At 34.1% G+C, this 15,535-nt stretch carries 15 protein-coding genes; 4 read left to right on the top strand and 11 right to left on the bottom strand.

What is annotated here, in order from left to right:
• The first annotated feature begins 82 nt into the window (after positions 1 to 82).
• Both Q9Q97_RS20285 and Q9Q97_RS20290 read left to right on the top strand, forming a co-directional pair.
• Complete coding sequence (locus Q9Q97_RS20285) at positions 83 to 904, top strand: UDP-2,3-diacylglucosamine diphosphatase (protein WP_306160458.1); 822 nt, start codon at positions 83 to 85, stop codon at positions 902 to 904.
• 139 nt (positions 905 to 1,043) lie between these two features.
• On the top strand, positions 1,044 to 1,541 hold the full coding sequence (locus Q9Q97_RS20290; protein ID WP_306160460.1) for a hypothetical protein: 498 nt from the start codon (positions 1,044 to 1,046) through the stop codon (positions 1,539 to 1,541).
• Positions 1,542 to 1,787: 246 nt separating this feature from the next.
• On the opposite strand, the gene Q9Q97_RS20295 is transcribed toward Q9Q97_RS20290, so the two are convergent.
• From Q9Q97_RS20295 to Q9Q97_RS20325, 7 genes are all read right to left on the bottom strand, one after another.
• Entirely contained in the window at positions 1,788 to 2,210 is a 423-nt protein-coding gene (locus Q9Q97_RS20295) for a protease complex subunit PrcB family protein (RefSeq protein WP_306160462.1), read from the bottom strand.
• Positions 2,211 to 2,226: 16 nt separating this feature from the next.
• Positions 2,227 to 3,372: an N-acetyl-alpha-D-glucosaminyl L-malate synthase BshA gene (gene bshA / locus Q9Q97_RS20300; RefSeq protein WP_306160464.1), complete on the bottom strand. Its 1,146-nt coding sequence runs from the start codon at positions 3,370 to 3,372 to the stop codon at positions 2,227 to 2,229.
• 428 nt (positions 3,373 to 3,800) lie between these two features.
• On the bottom strand, positions 3,801 to 4,283 hold the full coding sequence (locus tag Q9Q97_RS20305) for an ABC transporter ATPase (RefSeq protein WP_306160465.1): 483 nt from the start codon (positions 4,281 to 4,283) through the stop codon (positions 3,801 to 3,803).
• Between the two features lie 103 nt (positions 4,284 to 4,386).
• A complete protein-coding gene (locus tag Q9Q97_RS20310; protein ID WP_306160467.1) occupies positions 4,387 to 5,178 on the bottom strand; it encodes a (Fe-S)-binding protein in 792 nt (263 codons plus the stop codon).
• Positions 5,179 to 5,277: 99 nt separating this feature from the next.
• On the bottom strand, positions 5,278 to 6,615 hold the full coding sequence (locus tag Q9Q97_RS20315) for a (Fe-S)-binding protein (protein ID WP_306160469.1): 1,338 nt from the start codon (positions 6,613 to 6,615) through the stop codon (positions 5,278 to 5,280).
• A gap of 6 nt (positions 6,616 to 6,621) precedes the next feature.
• Positions 6,622 to 7,587, bottom strand: coding sequence for an MlaD family protein (locus Q9Q97_RS20320; RefSeq protein ID WP_306160471.1), 966 nt, complete (start codon positions 7,585 to 7,587; stop codon positions 6,622 to 6,624).
• 50 nt (positions 7,588 to 7,637) lie between these two features.
• Entirely contained in the window at positions 7,638 to 8,759 is a 1,122-nt protein-coding gene (locus Q9Q97_RS20325; RefSeq protein ID WP_306160473.1) for an N-acetylmuramoyl-L-alanine amidase, read from the bottom strand.
• A gap of 82 nt (positions 8,760 to 8,841) precedes the next feature.
• Between Q9Q97_RS20325 and Q9Q97_RS20330 the strand changes: the two genes are divergently transcribed.
• Positions 8,842 to 11,556 carry a putative LPS assembly protein LptD gene (locus tag Q9Q97_RS20330; RefSeq protein ID WP_306160475.1) on the top strand — a complete coding sequence of 905 codons (2,715 nt, stop codon included), beginning with the start codon at positions 8,842 to 8,844 and terminating at the stop codon, positions 11,554 to 11,556.
• A 28-nt stretch (positions 11,557 to 11,584) separates the two neighbouring features.
• Positions 11,585 to 11,965: a RidA family protein gene (locus tag Q9Q97_RS20335; RefSeq protein WP_306160477.1), complete on the top strand. Its 381-nt coding sequence runs from the start codon at positions 11,585 to 11,587 to the stop codon at positions 11,963 to 11,965.
• Here Q9Q97_RS20335 and Q9Q97_RS20340 read toward each other — a convergent pair.
• From Q9Q97_RS20340 to pfkA, 4 genes are all read right to left on the bottom strand, one after another.
• A complete protein-coding gene (locus tag Q9Q97_RS20340; RefSeq protein ID WP_306160575.1) occupies positions 11,946 to 12,320 on the bottom strand; it encodes a methylglyoxal synthase in 375 nt (124 codons plus the stop codon). The genes Q9Q97_RS20335 and Q9Q97_RS20340 overlap by 20 nt on opposite strands.
• Positions 12,321 to 12,330: 10 nt before the next feature.
• Positions 12,331 to 13,182: an N-acetylglucosamine kinase gene (locus tag Q9Q97_RS20345; RefSeq protein ID WP_306160479.1), complete on the bottom strand. Its 852-nt coding sequence runs from the start codon at positions 13,180 to 13,182 to the stop codon at positions 12,331 to 12,333.
• A gap of 131 nt (positions 13,183 to 13,313) precedes the next feature.
• Complete coding sequence (gap, locus tag Q9Q97_RS20350; RefSeq protein WP_125722828.1) at positions 13,314 to 14,318, bottom strand: type I glyceraldehyde-3-phosphate dehydrogenase; 1,005 nt, start codon at positions 14,316 to 14,318, stop codon at positions 13,314 to 13,316.
• A gap of 92 nt (positions 14,319 to 14,410) precedes the next feature.
• Positions 14,411 to 15,397 carry a 6-phosphofructokinase gene (gene pfkA, locus Q9Q97_RS20355; protein WP_306160482.1) on the bottom strand — a complete coding sequence of 329 codons (987 nt, stop codon included), beginning with the start codon at positions 15,395 to 15,397 and terminating at the stop codon, positions 14,411 to 14,413.
• Positions 15,398 to 15,535 lie beyond the last annotated feature (138 nt).

Here is a 15,535-nt window from a genome sequence, read left to right on the forward strand (position 1 = left end):
AATATCCTCTTTTTAATAACCTTTTAATAAAGTCAAATTTCACAAACTTTCTTTCATTTGTAAAACTTCAAATCAAGAAAAATTGAAAAAAAGAAACGTCGAATTGGTCATTCTTTCTGATGTTCATTTAGGAACTTACGGAAGTCATGCTAAAGAATTAAACAACTATCTTTCAAGCATTAAACCCAAAACTCTAGTCTTAAACGGCGATATAATCGATGCTTGGCAGTTTCGAAAATCTTACTTTCCTAAAGCCCATTTGCGAGTGATCCAGCGCATTATCGGAATGGCTTCTAAAGGAACAAAAGTGTACTATATTACTGGAAATCACGATGAGATACTTCGAAAATTCAGCGATATGAATATGGGAAATTTTGCTCTTGTTGATAAATTAGTTTTAGAATTGGACGATAAAAAAGCTTGGATTTTTCACGGAGATGTTTTTGATGCTTCGGTTCAGCACTCTAAATGGATTGCAAAACTAGGCGGATTAGGTTACGATTATCTAATTTTAATGAACCGATTTGCCAACTGGTGTTTAGCAAAGCTTGGACGAGAACCTTATTCTTTTTCGAAAAAAATAAAAGCTAGCGTAAAAAAAGCAGTAAAATTTATTTCAGATTTTGAAACAACTGCAACCGATTTAGCAATCGAAAAAAACTACGATTACGTAATCTGCGGACACATTCACGAACCAAAAATTGCAACTATTCAAAACAAACACGGCTCTACTTTATATCTTAATTCTGGTGATTGGGTAGAAAACTTAACCGCGTTGGAATACCATAAAAAACGTTGGAAACTGTTTTCTTATAAAGCCAGTAATTTTGTCGAAGAAGAAAATCTGTTAGAAATGGAGGATCTTATTACCAATCAGCTCATTTCGTCTATAATCCTTAAATAGGAGGCTCAGAAACAGGTTTTTAAGGATTTTAACGCGCCTTTTTCATGAAAATGTAAATTATATAACAATTTTCAAAAATAATATACGTTCTCTATCTGACTGTAATTATACATTTGAAAAAAATTAATTAACCATTTTTATGAAAAAGATTTTATTATCTGCCATTATGCTTCTTGGTTTAGCATTTACGGCTCAATCACAAGAAATTTCGAAACACGCTTTAGGATTACGTCTGGGAGACAATAACGGATTTGGAGGAGAAATATCATATCAATTAGGACTAAATCAGAAAAACAGACTGGAGTTTGACTTAGGTTGGAGAAACAGCAGAGATGTAGACGCCATAAAAGGAGTTGCTCTTTACCAATGGGTTTGGAACATCGATGGAGGTTTTAACTGGTACGCAGGTGTCGGTGGAGGTTTAGCCGCTTGGGATCATGATTATTACAATAACAACTATAGATACAATGATAGCGGAACTTATGTTTTTGCTGCTGGAGATATCGGTATAGAATACAGATTTGATGAAGTGCCACTTACTTTATCATTAGATGCAAGACCTGAAATTGGTTCTGGATACTATGACGATGATAATTTTGGATTTGACGTCGGTTTAGGTGTTAAATTCAGATTCTAATTAAAAATAAAAAATAATTGTAAGAAGAAACCTGTCGTGTTAAAGCGACAGGTTTTTTTTATGTGCCTTATTATAAGTTTAACCGCAAAGTTCGCAAGGTTTTCGCAAAGAACGCAAGTTCTAATAAAAAGAATCTCGCAAAGTCGCGAAGTCGCAAAAAAATAAACTTTGCGACTTCGCGACTTTGCGAGATTAAATAAAAAAATGTAGCGTCCTTACGCTCTTTGCGGTTAAAAAACCACGCTATTATTTAATGATAATTTCTTTTTTAGAGTTAATTTTCACTACAGTATACGGATATGAAATAACAGACATCGTCATAGCATCTTTTGCTGGGCTGTTTTCTTTTACTGTTATAATGATATTTTTATCTGTCTCTTCAACATTTACAACATCAATAGTATAACCGCTGGTATTTTTTTCGCCCATATTCAGAATCACGTAATTTGAAGTATTGGTATCGCTGTTTTTTACCTTATCAGCCAAAAGCGGATCGTTTTCCAGCATTTTAATCTCATTCGGTTCTGTCAGAATCTCAAAAAATTTGATATTTCCGCCGCCGCTAGACTGTACCGTCAAAACTTCATATAATCCTGTTGAAGCAGAAGTTTTCTTAGCTCCGCAGGAAATCAAAACAAAAACTGCTAAAATCGAAATTACTTTTTTCATTTACCTCTTTTTAAAATTATTGCTTTTCATATTTATAATCGTCAATTGCTTTTTGATACAAAGCCTCATATTTCGGAAGAATGTTATGAATATCAAACTTCTTCGCCACTTCGAGCGCATTAGCCTTAAACTGATTCAAAACGGCATCGTCTTTCAAAATTTTAATTGCATTCTCTGCCATTTCCTCTACATTTCCGACATTGCTTAAATAACCCGAAAATCCGTCAAAATTCACTTCTGGAAGACCGCCCGAATTACTCGAAATAACTGGAACTCCCAAAGCCATGGCTTCAAGTGCAGCCAAACCAAAACTTTCTGTTTCAGAAGGAAGCAGAAATAAATCGGTCATGCATAAAATTTTATCAATTTCATGACTGTTACCGAAGAAAATCACTTTGTCTAAAATGCCTAATTCCTGGCATAAAATTTCAGCTTTTTCTTTTTCAGGCCCGTCTCCAACCATCATCAATTTAGCCGGAAGTTCTTTCTGAATATTATAGAAAATCTTAATAATATCTGGAATGCGCTTTACTTTTCTAAAGTTACTGATATGCGTTATAATGCGTTCATTTTCATTCGCCATTACATAACGATGGCAAGGCGCACCAGGATCTTTCTTTACTTTATTCAATTCAATAAAGTTCGGAATCACTTTGATTTTGTTTTTAATTTTAAACAATTTCAACGTATCATCTTTCAAACTCTGCGAAACCGAAGTCACATAATCTGACTTATTGATACTGAAAGTTACCGCAGGCTTATAAAATGGGTGATTTCCAACCAATGTAATGTCAGTTCCGTGAAGTGTTGTAATCATCGGAAGATTAATTCCTTCGTTTTTCAGCATCTGTTTTGCCATATAACCTGCATAAGCGTGAGGAATAGCATAATGTACATGCAGAAGCTCTATTTTATACAATTTAACCATATCGACCAACTTGCTCGATAACGCTAATTCATAAGGCTGATAATGAAATAAAGGATATTCAGGAACATTTACTTCGTGATAATGAACATTCGGATTTAAAAGTGCCAATCTAACCGGCTGGCTGTATGTGATAAAATGTATTTCGTGTCCTCTTCTGGCTAATTCGAGACCTAACTCCGTGGCTACTACACCACTACCTCCAAAAGTAGGATAACAAACAATTGCTATTTTCATGGATAAAATTTAATTCTACGAAAATACTCAAAAATAGCGTTTCATCAGGCTTTTAAATTGTTAGTTTTTTGACAAAATTAGATTAATCCGGTTGATAAATATTTTTAGAAGCAGAACTAAAAGTTTCAAAAGAACACCTGTCCCGCTGTCCGCTATATCTTTTCCTGGTCTCGTTTTTTGAGAACGAGACCAGAAAAAGGATGCCGCTCCCATCGGGGCTAATTTAGAAGTTTTGTTTTTCATTAGAAATTAAACACCTAAAACAACTTTGTCAAAGTTTGAAACTTTGACAAAGTTTAACGTTAAAGAAGTCTGATGTTGACGTTTCTAAACCTGTCAGGTTTCCAACTTTAAACTTGAAACCTGAAACCTGAAACAAAAAAAAGCGAAACACAAGTTTCGCTTTTTTTTTAAATCTCTTATATATTTTAGAAAAATCTACTATGCCAGCTATCCGCCGCGGGAACCTCCCAAGCATCATTAAATTCTTCAATATTATTAACCAGATTATTAAATACAATTGTATTTGCCGTTACTGCTTTGTCTTTAACCATTTTCTTAAAGTCAATTAATGGTTTGTGCGCAATATGATCTCCAAGTTTAAAAGTAACGTTCATTTTGTCTAGTAAATCAACGTTATATTTCTTTTCTAATCCTTGAATAAATTCAACAGAACTATCAATAGAACAGCCTGTAGCAGCTTGTACGTCTTGATTAACTGCCAATATAATGAATCTATTATATTTCAATAAAAATGAAGCTTCAAGACTTGTGCCGTGTGCAGCCCATTGTTCTACAAAAGCTTTTAAATCTGTTTCGATTTCAGAAAACTCTTCCTCAGAAAATTTTCTGTTCGATTGGTAAATCCAGACTCTAGATTCACCTGGTAAATTTTCAAAAGGTATATACATTTTTAAATTTTAGATTGTTGATTTTAGATTTTAGATTGAGAAAATTCAGATTTCAAGTTAAAAAACTTAGAAGCTTAGAATCTTAGCAACTTAGCATCTCTAATTAAAGATCTTGCGCATTTGCAATTAATTCTGCAATATCCAGAACTTTTACCTGACCTTCTTTTTCTTTATTTTTAATTCCGTCTGTTAACATCGTATTACAGAATGGACAACCCGCAGCGATAATATCTGGCTGCGTTTCCAAAGCATCTTCTGTACGAAGAACGTTTACTTCTTTATTTCCAGGTTCAGCGTCTTTAAACATTTGCGCTCCTCCTGCTCCACAGCATAATCCGTTTGCTTTAGAACGCTTCATTTCGACTAATTCAACGTCTAACTTCTGAATCAAATCTCTTGGCGCTTCGTAAACTTGATTTGCTCTTCCTAAATAGCAAGGATCGTGGAAAGTGATTTTTTTACCTTTAAATTGTCCACCCTCAACAGTCAATCTTCCATCGTCAATTAATGATTTTAAAAACTGTGTATGATGAATAACTTCGTAATTACCTCCTAATTCTGGATATTCATTTTTCAAAGTATTAAAACAGTGCGGACAAGCCGTAACAATTTTTTTAGCTTCATAAGCATTCAAAACCTCGATATTCATCATGGCTTGCATTTGAAACAAAAATTCATTTCCAGCCCTTTTTGCAGGATCACCCGTACAACTCTCTTCTGTACCTAAAACTGCAAAAGAAACATTGGTACGATTTAAAATTCGTACAAACGCTTTAGTAATTTTTTTTGCTCTATCATCAAAACTTCCTGCGCAACCTACCCAAAACAAAACTTCTGGCTGTTTTCCTTCGGCAAGCATTTCTGCCATTGTTGGCACTACTAAACTTTCTGACATCTCTCTCTTTTTTGTTAAATCGGTTTCCTCACAGTAAACCTCAATATATTTTAAAATCGAATAAACGGTTAAACAATTAACCCATTTAAACAATAAATTTTAATTCTCGTTTTTCCAATTTAAACGGTCTTGTTGGCTATACTGCCAAGGCGCGCCGTTGTTTTCAATATTAGTCATCATGGCGTTTAATGACATTGGCGCAGCACTTTGCTCCATTACCAAAAAGCGTCGCATATCCATAATAATAGATAACGGACTAATATTTACAGGACATTCTTCAACGCATGCATTACAAGAGGTACAAGCCCATAATTCTTCTGGCGTGATATAATCGTTTAGTAATGTTTTATTATCTGGCACAAAAGTCCCTTTGTTTGCATCGATATTTTTACCCACTTCTGTCAAACGGTCTCTCGTATCCATCATAATTTTACGTGGAGACAATTTTTTACCTGTTTGATTTGCAGGACAAGAAGAAGTACAACGTCCACATTCCGTACAGGTATAAGCATTTAATAACTGAACCCAGTTTAAATCCTGAACATCACTTGCGCCAAACTTAGCTGGATGCGTATTTTCATCAGCTGGAGCCGCCGCAAATGGATCTGCATTTGGATCCATCATTAATTTTACTTCTTTTGTAACCGAAGCTAAATTATCAAACTTCCCTTCTGGTTCAAGATTTGCAAAATAGGTATTTGGGAATGCCAAAAGAATGTGCAAATGTTTTGAGAAGTATAAATAGTTCATGAAAACTAAAATACCAGCAATGTGTAACCACCAGAAAACTTCGAATAGCAATCCTACAGTTTCATTTGACACACCATTAAAAATTGGTGCGATAAACTGACTAATCGGATAACTTCCTGCTTTATGAAAATGAGAATATCCTCCTGGCACATTTTGTAAATGCAAATCGGAAGCATTCATCAATAAAAACAGAATCATCAAAACGGTTTCAAAATACAAGATGTAATTGGCATCACTTTTTGGAAATCCAGTTAAATCAGAATGAATAAAACGTTTTAATCGGATAAAATTTCTTCTAATCCAAAAAGTAACTACAGCAATAATTACCAGTATTGCTAATATTTCAAATGAAGCAATTAGAACATCATACACTACGCCTAAATACGGCGCAAAAATTCTATGCGTTCCAAAAAGTCCATCAATAATGATTTCTAATAATTCGATATTAATTATTATGAAACCTACATATACAAAAATATGAAGGATTCCGGCAACAGGGCGTCTCACCATTTTTGACTGCCCAAGAGCAATCAAAGCCATGTTTTTCCAACGAGCTTTAGGATTATCTTTTCGATCTACATCAACTCCAAGATTAATGTTTCGGTAGATTTTTTTTACGCTCGCTGCAAAAAAGCCGAAACCTACTATAAGAAGTATGGCAAATAAAATATTATCTAAATAACTCATTTATAATTATTTTTTATCAGTTGAGTTTGTTTCTTCTGTTGGTGCTACATACGGTTTATTTTTCTTTCCGAAAAGAGAAACGTTTACGTAACGGGTTGGATAAAGACGAACATCTTGCAATAACAATTCAAGCTCTTTTGAAGTTTTTGCCAGATTATTGTACAATGCATCATCATTCAATAATTTTCCTGCTGTTCCTTTTCCTGAATTCAAGTTCGCCATTAAACCATCAACTTTAGCTAAAGTCTGGTTTAGGTTTCGAACCGTTTTCCCTAAATCTGCTTTGTTTAATGAATCAGAAATTTTATTAAAGTTGCTCGATACTTTATTAAAGTTTGAAACCATTCCATTAATTTGCCCTTTATTGGTATCCAAAATATTATTAAGACTTCCAGAAGCTTTATGAAATTGTGTCATTGTTTGGCTCAACTCAGCAATAGTTTTCTTTAGATTTTCTTGAGTATTCTTATCTAAAGTATTATTTAAACCTGAAACCAAAACATCAATATTGACAAGCATTTTTTCTAGCTTTTGCTGAATTGGCTCCAGTTTTCCGCCTAAAGATTCTGTCAATCCCAATTCGACAGTAGAAGTTAATTTCTGTCCGTCTTCTACCAATTCTTTACTAGTAAAGTCTGGAATAATTTTAATTTGTTTCCCAGCAATTAATCCAGGAGAATAAATTGCAGCTGTACTGCTTTTTGTAATTGGAAAATCTGTTTTAAGCTGAAGTTCTACTAGTAATTTACCAGTCACTTCATTAATTGTAATTTTATTTACTTTACCAATCGCAAGTCCGTTTAGCGTTACTGGAGCTGATGGTGATAAATCTTCAACATTATCATATTCAGCATATAAAATGGTATAATTTGTAAAAAGATCTCTGCCTTTTAAAAAACTATATCCCCAGATAAATAATAAAATAGACGCGATGACTAAAATAGCCGTTTTAATTTCTCTTGTTAGTTTCAAAATTCTAAGTGTTTGTACAAAATTAATATAAATATTCGAACTTGCGCTGATTATTTAATCGCGTCCTGAATACTGATTTTTTCTCCATCTTTAGTTGCCACTAAAAATGCAGCACCATATCCTTTACTTTTAGCTTCTTGCAGGTATTTTTGAGCTGTTTCGTAACTTGGAGTTTCTTCGTAGAAATATTTATAAATATTATTTTCGTATACCATTGATACATTTTTAAGCCCTTTAAAGTTTTTAGGCTCTAAAGGTGTTTTTTTAATACTTGCAATAAGCTGCACTTTAAAGAAAGTTCCTTTTGGAGCATTTTTAGCCACTGCAACTGGAGCAGCTGTTTTTGGTTTTGCAGGCGTAGTGTCTCTTACGGGCCGACTTTCAGTAGCTTCCGCTCCTGTCCCAAAATATTCGCGTTTGTAACTTAAGATTGCTTCTGCAATGGCTCTTGCAATATCATCTTGACCTTCTTCAGAATTCAGAATGTTTCCTTCTGTCGGATTCGATACAAATCCAGTTTCAACCAAAACTCTAGGCATGTAAGCTTTATGAAGTACCATGAAGGGCGCTTGCTTTACACCTCCCTGACGAAGTTTTTTTCCTAATTTTTCAAAGTTGTCTTCGATTTTTGTAGCAAGCGAAATACTATTATCTAAATATTCTTCCTGCATTAAAGTCATACCGATCATTGATTCTGGAGAATTAGGGTCGTATCCTTCGTATTTACGTTTGTAATCTTTCTCAAGTGTAATTACAGAGTTTTCCTTTTTTGCCGCTTCAAGGTTCGATGCAACTTTACTCAAACCCATTACATACGTTTCGGTTCCGTCGGCTGCTGTATTTTTGTTGGCGTTACAGTGAATAGAGACAAAAATATTCGAATTTGCTCTGTTGGCAATGTTAGCTCTTTCAACCAAATCTATAAAAACGTCTGTTTTTCGAGTATAAATAACATTAACATTCGGATTAAGCTCTAAAATCTTCCCTACTTTCAAAACAATAGCTAAAGCAATATTCTTTTCGATCCGTCCGCTATAAACAGCTCCAAAGTCATGATCTCCGTGTCCGGCATCAAGCGTAACCTTAAACACATTTGACTGACTATGAGCACAAAAGGACGATATTATTAGAAATAAAGTAAATATTACCTTAAATTTGTTAATTCTATTCATAAATCTAAAAGTTAATTTTAATAAAATGCAGCTGTTATAATTTTTAGAATTGATTATTTTTGCCAAAAAATTATATGTAAGTTTGACATGTCAAAAAACAAGCCATAATTTTACAAAAATAGCATTTAAACCTTTGCACACAAACTTATTTAATATCGTTTTAATATCATTTTTCCTAACTATAGGTTGTGGTAATTTATATTCGCAAGAGATAAAAAACAAAAAAAAGTCTTTACCTGCTGGAAAACAAACAGATAAAACTACTTCTGTAGAAAAACCAGCTATAATTCCAACAGACACTATAAAATTAGATACTGTTAGGCCTAAAAAAACTTTTTTGGATGGAAAAGTAAGATACGTAGCGAAAGATTATGCTAAAATCGACCAGAAAAATAAGCTGATTACTTTATATAATGAAGCAGAATTATACTATAAAGATGTTGAATTAAAATCGGGTATAATTGTTCTTAATTATGAAAAAGATGAAGTTTACGCTGGAAGAATTAAGGATTCTGCTGGGGTTTTAACGCAATATCCTAACTTCAAACAAGGATCAAGCGAAGTGCAGCCAGATTCTATTCGATTTAATTTTAAAACTAAAAAAGCCTTAATCTACAATTCTAGAACAGAACAAGGCGAATTCAAGATTAAAGCTGCCGTTACTAAAAAAGAAAATGATTCTGTTTACTTTTTAAAAGGTGCGCGTTTTACCACTTCAACAGATGTCGATCATCCTGAATACTATTTCCAAACGAGTAAAGTTAAATTTATACCTGGAAAAAAAGTAATTACAGGTTTAACGAATATGGTAATTGCTGATGTTCCTACTCCTTTGGCATTGCCTTTTGCCTATTTCCCAATGAGTCAGGAGAAAAGCGTTTCTGGTATTATTATTCCTAGTTATAACGATTCTAACACAAGAGGTTTTTCATTGCAGAATGGAGGTTATTACTTTGCACTGAGCGACAATTATGACTTAACCGTCCTCGGAGATTATTATACCAACGGAAGTTACGCCATGCGATTTGAATCGGCGTATGCAACGCGATATAAATACAGAGGAAACGTGAATATTCGTTTCGAAAATTTGATTAGCAGCGAACGCGGTTATCCTGATTATTCTAAACAAAGCATTTACAACATTCAGTGGTCACATTCTAAAGACACAAAATCGAATCCGAATTCTACTTTTTCGGCTTCTGTCAACATGGGTAGTAGTAAATACTTCAAACAATCGATCAACCAAGCCAATATTGGATCGAACTTGAACAATACTTTAAGTTCTTCTATTTCATACAACAGAACCTTTAATACCATTCCCGGATCACGTATTGCGTTAACTGCAACTCATAGCCAGAATACGCAGACAGAAGATATTATTATGACCCTTCCGTCTTTGCAAGGAAGTATTGACCGTATATATCCTTTTGTTGGAAAGAATGGTTTAAAGAAAGGATTAATTAAAAACATCAACTTACAGTACAATGTAAGCGGTAAAAACTATTTCAAAACAAAAGATTCTCTGTTCTTCAAACCTCAAATGTTTAATGATGCGCAGTTAGGCTTGCAGCAGACTATTCCGTTGAGCACCAACTTTAAGATCTTCAAATATTTCAGTGCTGGAGCTTCTACTACTTATCAAGAAACATGGGTTAACAAAACAATCGAAAAAGTATACGATCCTGCTGAAGGAAAAACAGTTGACAAAACAGTTAATGGTTTTGATGCTTTTAGAACATACAATTTTAGCACCAATTTAGGTACGACGATTTACGGAACTTTTAATTTCGGAGAAGATAAAAAAATTCAATCTATTAGACACGTAATGCGTCCGAGTATTACATACGCTTATACGCCTAGTTTTGAAAAATATTACGATACGTATGCTGTAGATGCTTCTGGAAGAATTACTTCTGAATATACCCGATTTGAAAACGGATTGTACGGAGCGCCAGGAAAAGACAATTCAAACATTGTTGGTTTTGCTTTAAGCAATACTTTTGAAGCAAAAGTAAGAGACCGAGACAGCACAAAAACAGAGCCTAAGAAGATAATGCTGTTAAACAATTTAAACTTCAGCACAAGCTACAATTTCAATGCTGACGGTAAATCAACATTTGGGTGGCAGCCTGTATTGGTAAGTGGTGGAACTCAGTTTTTTGACAATAAAATGAATATGAACTTTGGTGCAACATTAGATCCGTATGCGATCGATAATGGAGGTAACAAAATTGACAAATTCAACATTGACAATGGCGGAAGTTTATTTAGAATGACTAGCGCCAACGTAACCGTAAACTACTCATTCTCGAATAAAGGAACCGGAAAAGAAAAAAATACGCAGAGTCAGCGGAATGGTGGACGAAGCGATGACTTGTTTGGTACCAATACTGACTTAAATGACAGCCGTAACAGCCAGTTTGCCAATGAACCGGAAAAAGAAGATGTGATTACAGAATTCTTTAATTCTAAAGTTCCGTGGGATATGACGCTTGCCTATTCGTTAACATATTCGAACATTAAACGAGAGAGCACGATTTCTGGAAACTCGATCATGGTTTCTATCAATACCGATCTTACTCCTAAGTGGAAAGCTGGGGTTTCTACTGGTTACGATTTTGTACAAAAAGGAGTTACCTTTACGCAATTCCGTTTTGAAAGAGATTTATTAAGCTGGAGAATGGCTTTTAACTGGCAGCCTTTAGGAACAAACTCTAACTGGAATTTCTTTATCGGAATTAAATCTGGTATGCTTAGCGATATCAAATGGAACAAACGAAGCGTTTCAAATAGATAAACTACTTTCGAATCCAAATACTTTCATTATGAAAAAAATAATTTTTACCGAGAAAGCTCCGGCTCCAATCGGACCTTATAATCAAGCCGTATTATCTGGAAATACTCTTTATGCTTCTGGACAAATTGCAATCAATCCTACATCTGGAGAATTGATTACAGAGAACATTAATGACGAAACACACCAAGTAATGCAAAACATTGCTGCAATCTTAGAAGCTGCAGGAATGACTTTTGAAAATGTTGTAAAGTCAACTATTTTCATCATGGACATGAACAACTTTGGAGCAATAAACACGGTTTACGGATCTTATTTTAACGAAAAAACCGCTCCAGCTCGTGAAACGGTTCAAGTGGCTTGTCTGCCAAAAAATGTTAATGTAGAAATTTCTATAATCGCTGTGCAATAGCATCTAATAATAGTTGTGCCGTTGCTTCATTGGTTGCCAGCGGCACATTATGCACATCGCAAACACGAATCAGCATATTAATATCTGCTTCATGCGGATGGCTCGAAAGAGGATCTTTAAAAAAGAAAACCATCTGCGTAATTCCTTCCGCAACTCTTCCTGCAATTTGTGCATCGCCTCCAAGCGGTCCAGAAAGCATTCTCTGCGTTTTAAATCCAGCAGCTTCTGCTTTTCCTCCCGTAGTACCAGTCCCAATAAGCCTTATTTTTTCATTATGCAAAATAGCTTCATTTTTGATTAAGAAATCAATTAAATCCGCTTTTTTACCATCATGAGCAATAATGGCAATTTCCATAAAACCAGAACTATTGATTAGCGACATGGTAAGCAATTAATCCATCAATAGGTCTTCTTAAAACATTCCCTAATTGAAGTTCATATTTATCAAATGTCTCTTGCAATTCGTCTTTTAAATAAAAAGCAATTGAACCAACAAAATGTACCGGAACTTCTTTGCAGTTATCAAACTGTTTGATGTAGTTTTTAACGAAAGACTTCATTCCTTTGAAAATAATTTTTCTGCAGAATTCTGAGTCTTTATGTTTAATTAAAAACTTAGCGAAAGTTGCCAAATAAGCATTTGGATTTGGTTCTTTGTATAATTTATTTTTAATAAAATCAGGATCAACGTCGTATTCCTTTTCAAATTCAACCGCCAATTCTTTAGGCATTTTATTAAAATAGTATTTTCTAATTAATTCTTTTCCAAAAACATTACCACTGCAGTCATCCATTACGATATATCCTAATGACTGAACTTTTTGGTGCAATACTTTTCCATCAAAGTAACTGCAGTTAGACCCTGTTCCTAAGATAGAAACAATTGCTTCCTGCCCTTTTGGAGTTGTAGCATAAACAGCAGCATAAGTATCTTCCTGAACGTCAACAATAGCGTTAGAAAAGTACTCTTGAAAAACTTGTTTTAAATACTCTTTCATTCTATCTGTACCACATCCGGCACCGTAAAAGAACAAATGAGTTGCTTCTTTTTTATTTTGTAAAATATCAAAACGGTCGTTTAATCTGGTGATGATTTCTGGCCCGTCTAGAATTTCAGGATTTAATCCTAAAGTTTGTGTTGTGAATAATACTTTTCCATTATCATCTATCGCAATCCAATCGGCTTTAGTAGATCCACTGTCAACTATTAATTTCATTTGTTTAGTTTTTGGAATTAGGTTTTTCTATTTTTAATTTAAAAGTGTATTTTTTACATTAATTATAGAAGTAACAAAATAAGAAAATCCCGTTATTTTAAAGTAACGGGATTTTGCAAAAATATATATTATTATTTTAAACCTGCAATATGTACAGATAAATCGATTAATTTGCTTGAGTATCCGTACTCATTGTCGTACCAAGAAACTAATTTGAAGAAAGTTGAATTCAAACCGATTCCAGCACCAGCATCAACGATAGAAGTTCTTTTATCTGAGATAAAATCTTGAGAAACTACTGCATCTTCAGTATATCCTAAGATACCTTTTAATTCGTTTTCAGAAGCTTTTTTCAAAACAGCCATAATTTCTTCGTATGAAGTTTCTTTAGCTACTTTTACAGTTAAATCTACTGTAGAAACGTCAGCAGTAGGAACACGGAAAGCCATACCAGTTAATTTTCCGTTCAATTCTGGAATAACTTTTCCAACTGCTTTTGCAGCTCCAGTTGAAGAAGGAATGATGTTGATTGCAGCAGCACGTCCACCTCTCCAGTCTTTTCTAGAAGGTCCGTCAGCTGTCATTTGAGTTGAAGTAGTTGCGTGAACAGTTGTCATTAAACCTTCAACAATTCCGAAATTATCATTGATAACTTTAGCTAATGGAGCTAAACAGTTTGTAGTACAAGAAGCGTTAGAAACTACTAAATCTGAAGCTTTTGCAGATTCGTGGTTAACACCCATTACAAACATTGGAGCATCTGCAGATGGAGCAGAAATGATTACTTTTTTAGCACCACCTTTTAAGTGCTCACTTGCAGTTTCGATAGTTGTGAAGATACCAGTACATTCAGCTACTACATCTACATCAACTTCGTTCCATTTTAAGTCAGCAGGATTTCTTTCTGCAGTAATACGGATGTTTCTTCCGTTTACATATAATTTTCCTTCTTTAACTTCTACAGTTCCGTCGAAACGACCGTGAACTGAATCATATTTTAATAAATAAGCTAAGTGATCTACGTCTAACAAGTCGTTGATTGCAACAACTTCTACATTATCTCTATTGAAAGACTCTCTAAAAACGATTCTTCCGATACGTCCAAATCCGTTTATTCCTAATTTTACTTTTGACATTTTACTAAATTTTTGCTTTTGTTTTTATTACACTATTTCAAAGTCTAATTTCCTCACAATAAACTTCTCTTCTTTTTAAACTTTTATATGAATTATGTTGACATGATGTCAGCCACTTTTAATAACTCTCTATCAATTTCTGATTTTCCTTTAATAGCTTGCTCAAGTGGTGTCAAGATTACTTTGTCTTCGCGAAGTCCAACCATATAATTAGATTTTCCTTCAATTAAAGACTCAACTGCTTTTACTCCTAAACGGCTTGCTAAAACACGGTCAAAACAAGATGGAGAACCACCACGCTGCATATGTCCTAAAACAGAAACGCGTACATCGTACTCAGGTAAATTAGCCTCAACATAATCTTTTAATTCGAATACGTTTTTACCAATTTTATCTCCCTCAGCAATTACCACAATACTTGATGATTTTCCTGATGCTTTACTTTTTTGAAGTGAATCTAAAAGACGATCTAAACCTAAATCTTCTTCAGGAATAAGGATTTCTTCTGCTCCTGCACCAATACCTGCATTAAGAGCAATATGACCTGCATCTCTACCCATAACCTCTACAAAGAAAAGACGGTTATGCGAACTTGCTGTGTCTCTAATTTTATCGATACAGTCTACAACAGTATTTAAAGCTGTGTCGTACCCAAGAGTAAAACTTGTACCATAAATATCATTATCGATTGTACCCGGAATTCCCATTACTGGGAAGCCAAATTCTGAATTAAAAATTAATCCTCCAGTAAAACTACCGTCACCGCCAATAACAACCAAAGCATCTACACCAGCCTTAACAAGGTTTTCGTGTGCTTTTTTTCTACCTTCAGGGGTTCTAAACTCAACTGAACGAGCCGATTTTAAGATCGTTCCACCTTTGTTTACAATATTATTTACGCTTCGTGGTCCCATTTCTTTGAAGTCTCCTTCAATCATTCCTTGATACCCTCTATAAATTCCGATGCATTCTATATTATGGTATGCGCAAGTTCGAACAACTGATCGTATTGCAGCATTCATTCCAGGTGAATCTCCTCCTGAGGTAAGAACACCTACTTTTTTTATTGTTTTTGGCATTATTTAAGTATTAAAGTGTAAAATTAGCAAACATTCAGCACTTTTCAGGTTACGATTATCATAAATTAATAAAATCTGTTAAATTCAAACGTTTTCGTTAATAAGTTTTTTCTAGGAAAAAATTTCATTAAAAATAAT

Source organism: Flavobacterium sp. DG2-3, from assembly GCF_030730925.1.
In the GTDB taxonomy this organism is placed as follows: Bacteria; Bacteroidota; Bacteroidia; order Flavobacteriales; family Flavobacteriaceae; genus Flavobacterium.

Excerpts from the sequence above, each read along its gene's own strand:
- Q9Q97_RS20345 (WP_306160479.1), bottom strand. The coding sequence starts at position 13,182 with ATGAAATTAATAGTTGACAGTGGATCTACTAAAGCCGATTGGATTGCG.
- Q9Q97_RS20340 (WP_306160575.1), bottom strand. The coding sequence starts at position 12,320 with ATGGAAATTGCCATTATTGCTCATGATGGTAAAAAAGCGGATTTAATT.
- Q9Q97_RS20305 (WP_306160465.1), bottom strand. The coding sequence starts at position 4,283 with ATGTATATACCTTTTGAAAATTTACCAGGTGAATCTAGAGTCTGGATT.
- pfkA (WP_306160482.1), bottom strand. The coding sequence starts at position 15,397 with ATGCCAAAAACAATAAAAAAAGTAGGTGTTCTTACCTCAGGAGGAGAT.
- Q9Q97_RS20315 (WP_306160469.1), bottom strand. The coding sequence starts at position 6,615 with ATGAGTTATTTAGATAATATTTTATTTGCCATACTTCTTATAGTAGGT.
- Q9Q97_RS20295 (WP_306160462.1), bottom strand. The coding sequence starts at position 2,210 with ATGAAAAAAGTAATTTCGATTTTAGCAGTTTTTGTTTTGATTTCCTGC.
- gap (WP_125722828.1), bottom strand. The coding sequence starts at position 14,318 with ATGTCAAAAGTAAAATTAGGAATAAACGGATTTGGACGTATCGGAAGA.
- Q9Q97_RS20290 (WP_306160460.1), top strand. The coding sequence starts at position 1,044 with ATGAAAAAGATTTTATTATCTGCCATTATGCTTCTTGGTTTAGCATTT.
- bshA (WP_306160464.1), bottom strand. The coding sequence starts at position 3,372 with ATGAAAATAGCAATTGTTTGTTATCCTACTTTTGGAGGTAGTGGTGTA.
- Q9Q97_RS20310 (WP_306160467.1), bottom strand. The coding sequence starts at position 5,178 with ATGTCAGAAAGTTTAGTAGTGCCAACAATGGCAGAAATGCTTGCCGAA.
- Q9Q97_RS20335 (WP_306160477.1), top strand. The coding sequence starts at position 11,585 with ATGAAAAAAATAATTTTTACCGAGAAAGCTCCGGCTCCAATCGGACCT.
- Q9Q97_RS20325 (WP_306160473.1), bottom strand. The coding sequence starts at position 8,759 with ATGAATAGAATTAACAAATTTAAGGTAATATTTACTTTATTTCTAATA.